Raw genomic sequence first — 4319 nt, forward strand, 5'->3', positions numbered from 1 at the left:
TAACCATTACTTCTCAAACGCTCTCTAAACATATATGAACTCAAAAAAACAATATATAAATAGAATTTCAGATTTTTAACCAACAATATAAATAATTTCCTGATAAAAAAATAATCAAATTAACTAAAATTTGAAAAAAATTTAAAATAAATAACCTAAAAATAGTAAAATATATAACCTAAAAATAGTAAAATATATAACCTAAAAATAGTAAAATAAATAACCAATAAATAGTTAAACGGAGCCAGTGCTATGGAATATATTGACAGATATTTGGATGATGAATTAGAGCAATGGATGAGTGTAATTGGTGCAGTGCTTATAGTTGGCCCAAAATGGTGCGGCAAAACAACTACTGCAGAACAATTTGCAAAAAGCGTTTTAAAACTTCAGGATATCGATAGACAGGAAGAATATCAAATGTGGCTGGACATTAAGCCTTCCAAACTATTGGAAGGTGAAAAACCTAGATTGATTGACGAATGGCAAATGGCACCAATCCTATGGGATGGAGTTAGAAACAGTGTTGATGAACTACAAGGCGAAGGATTATACATTTTAACAGGCTCAACAGTAGTTGACGAATCCAAAATCATGCATTCCGGAACCGGCAGAATCCACAGACTGCTCATGCGCCCCATGAGCTTATATGAAAGCAAGGAATCAAACGGCAGAATATCCATCGAGGAACTGTTTGACAATCCCCATATGAACATTGATGGAATTGAGTCCGAATTAACAATGAGTGATTTGATTTTTGCAGCATGTCGCGGAGGATGGCCTGAATCTTTAAACAAGAGAAACAATAGAGAGAGGTTATTAATAGCGTATAATTATTTAGATAACATATGCGAAAGTGACATTTCCAAAGTCGATGGCGTTAAACGTGACCCGGATAGAGTTAAAGTGATTCTAAAATCCATAGCCCGAAATAATTCCACTTTAGCCAAGGACACTACAATAATGGCAGATATTTCCGCTAACTTTGGAGACATCAGCAAACCTACCTACTATTCATATGTTGATTCATTGAAACGCTTGTTCGTTATTGAAGACTTAAGAGGATGGACCCCGAATATCAGATCAAAATCAGCAATGAGATCAGGCAACAAAAAAGTATTCATTGACCCATCCATTCCAGTGGCTGCATTAAATATGAACCCCGAAGCTTTCAATACCATAGATGGCTTAAAAACCTTCGGATTTATTTTTGAAAATTTATGCATTCGCGATTTAAGCGTATACACATCAAGACTAGGAGGTTCCATATCCTATTATCATGACAACTATGATGTGGAGGTTGATTGCGTTGTACATCTTAATGATGGAAGATATGCCTTAATCGAATGCAAATTAGGCAAAACCAAAATAGAAGAAGGTGCCCGAAATTTGCTGAAAGTAAGCAAATTGATTGAGGCGAATGACCAAATCAGAAACCCTAGTTTCCTAGCCGTTTTAACAGGAGGAAAAAATGCATATACACGAAAAGATGGGGTGAAAGTCATCCCTATAGGATGCTTAAAATAAAGAAAAGGAAACAACAATCTCCTTAAAAAATATTTAAAAAAATAAAAAAAATAATAAATTAAAAAAAAGATTATTAAATGAATTAAAAATATTTAAATAAAAAAAGAAAATAAAAGAGTACTTAATTATTTATTAAGTAAGATTTCTTTGATTTTATCAATGTCTGCATCCACTTGGACAGGGTCCACACAAGCGTCAATTGCAGTGTTAGGATCTTTAAGCAAGTGTCCAGTTACAACACAAACAACTCTTTCTCCCTTGTCGATATCTCCTTGTTCAACTAATTTCTTAAGACCTGCAATGGATGCTGCGGAAGCAGGTTCCACTCCAACACCTTCAGTTCTTGCAAGCAATTTTTGAGCGTCAAGGATTTCTTCATCAGTAACGGTTTCAGCCAATCCATTGGAATCGTAAATAGCTCTTAATGCTTTAACAGCACTTACAGGAGCACCAATACGGATTGCAGTAGCAATGGTTTCTGGGTTTTCAACAGGAGTCATGTCCATGGTTTTGTCCCTAAATGCATTTGCAATAGGGCAAGCCCCTTCAGCTTGAATACCAGTCATCATTGGAACATCATCCATGAATCCAGCATTGTGGAATTCGGTGATTCCTTTCCAAATAGCTGAAATGTTTCCTGCATTACCTACGGGAAGAACGATTCTGTCAGGAGATTCCCATCCTAAGTCATGGACAATCTCATAACCGATGGTTTTTTGTCCTTCTAATCTGAATGGGTTAATTGAATTCAATAAGTATAAGTGTTTTTCACGAGCAAGTTGGGTCATAGCTTCCAAAGCTTCGTCAAAGTTACCGTTGATTGAGAATACTTCTGCACCATGGAACATAGCTTGTGCCAATTTACCGAGAGCAACCTTACCTGCTGGCAAGAATACAGCGCATCTAAGACCTGCTCTAGCAGCATATGCAGCAAGGGAAGCGGAGGTGTTACCGGTTGAAGCGCAACCTACAGTATCCACTCCAAGCATCATAGCTTTAGTCATACCGATAGTCATTCCTCTGTCCTTGAAACTGCCGGTAGGGTTTGATCCTTCCACTTTAACGTAAAGGTCAATTCCAAGTTCCTTACCTAATTTTTCACATCTGCAGAATGGAGTTCCTCCTTCATCCAAGGAAACTCTTTTCTCTGCATCTACAGGCAAGCATTCTTTGTATTTCCATAAGTTATCTCTTCTACCTTCAAAAGTAGATTTAGGAACATCAACTTCCACTTCTACTTCCAAGACAGAACCACATTTCTTACAGTTGTAGATAACTTCATCATCTTCGTATTCTTCTCCACAAGACACACATCTAATCATTTTATCACATTAAATTTTTTTGATGAATAATAATTTTGATTAATTAAAATTATTTTTTAATGATTAATTATAAAATTTAGAAAAAATGAGATTATAATTAATATACATCATATAATTATAGTCATTATAGTATAAAAACTTATTTTAAGATTAGTTAAGTTTCTTAAATAAATAAAAAAGTTAAAAATACTAAAAAAAATAAAAAAAATAAAAAAATGAAAAGAGTAATAAGAAAAAAAAGAATAAAAGAGTAAAAAAAGAATTAGAAAATAAAAACTAATTAGCCCATGCTTAAACCGAAGAAAGGCAATAGCTTACCTGCAAGAGGCACAGTTATATTCGCTTCAATGAATGCTGCAATGATCAATAGGATTACAGCAAGGCATAAGAATACAAAAGACTCCTTTATCTTGTTTTGATTCATTTTAAATGATGCATAACACCTTTGCTTGAAAGTGATCTTCACATCAGAAAAATATGGATCGAAAATGTCCAAATAAGAATAGTCTGGAGACCTTAGGTTCCATATGAAATGAAGTACAAATGAAAGGAGTACAAAACCGCCGGTAGTAGCGATAATGATTGCTGGAATTTCGAATATTCCATGAGGCACAGTTAATGCCAAGTAAGCGTAAATATTGAAATCTGCACCAAAATAACCTATGAACATACCGTTATTCGCTAAAATAAGAGCCCCTAACACTCCACCTAAAGCTCCAAGAGCATATAATATAAACGCTACAGTTACATTATTTGTGAATATGGAATGGGTAGTTAAGGTAATTGTCCCTTCATCCACCTGCTTCTGGAAATTATCCACCATAGGCTGAATGTATTCTGAAATGCTATCTGCATAAAAATAACCAAAGAGAAGTGGAATCACAAACAATAATGTTGAAAACAATAAGAGCCATTTGTTATTTGAAAATGCAGCTTTTGTCTCTTCCTTAGCTATTTTTAAATAATGCTTAATATCCATAAAAACACCTTAAGATGTTAATTTAATAAACTAATTTTTAAATTGGTTTTTAGACTGATTTCTAAACTGATTTTTAATGAAAATATCTATTTTTACTAATTGGCCTAATCAAACAATGATTCAGCAATCTCTACGGATCCCTCTTGCTTAACCTTCAAGTCTTCAAAGAATTCTTTCATAAGCTCTGCTGCATGAACCTTACAATGTCCGCACATGAGCTCACCATTTACACATTCCTCACGAATCTTTTCAAGCTCCTTCTCATCATCAACCAAATGATAAACAAGCATTTCATAGATTACACATTCATCAGGTCTTCCACCTAACTCCTTTTGCTCATCAAGAGTTTCTCTTCCACCTGTTTTAGATGATTTGACTTTTTTCTCAGCTTGCTTAGGAGTTTCATTCAAGTAGATTGCAGTGTTTGGCTTGCTGCTTGACATCTTGTCTCCAGTAAGACCTGTCAAGAACCTATGATAAGTGGAAGCAGG

The 4319-nt window shown here is 34.7% G+C and carries 3 protein-coding genes and 1 pseudogene; 1 reads left to right on the forward strand and 3 read right to left on the reverse strand.

The features are described from left to right. Window positions 1-252 precede the first annotated feature (252 nt). Complete coding sequence (locus Q0409_RS10145; RefSeq protein ID WP_298537834.1) at window positions 253-1527, forward strand: ATP-binding protein; 1275 nt, start codon at window positions 253-255, stop codon at window positions 1525-1527. 125 nt (window positions 1528-1652) lie between these two features. On the opposite strand, the gene thrC is transcribed toward Q0409_RS10145, so the two are convergent. The 3 genes and pseudogenes from thrC to Q0409_RS10160 form a co-directional block, all read right to left on the reverse strand. After that, complete coding sequence (gene thrC / locus Q0409_RS10150; RefSeq protein ID WP_292788329.1) at window positions 1653-2849, reverse strand: threonine synthase; 1197 nt, start codon at window positions 2847-2849, stop codon at window positions 1653-1655. Between the two features lie 280 nt (window positions 2850-3129). Continuing rightward, window positions 3130-3828 (reverse strand): stage II sporulation protein M, encoded by a 699-nt coding sequence (locus Q0409_RS10155; protein WP_298537839.1) that lies wholly within the window; start codon window positions 3826-3828, stop codon window positions 3130-3132. 104 nt (window positions 3829-3932) lie between these two features. Further along, window positions 3933-4319, reverse strand: a pseudogene (locus tag Q0409_RS10160) (tryptophan--tRNA ligase); the annotation flags it as partial.

This window comes from uncultured Methanobrevibacter sp. (assembly GCF_937898925.1).
Taxonomy (GTDB): domain Archaea; phylum Methanobacteriota; class Methanobacteria; order Methanobacteriales; family Methanobacteriaceae; genus Methanobrevibacter.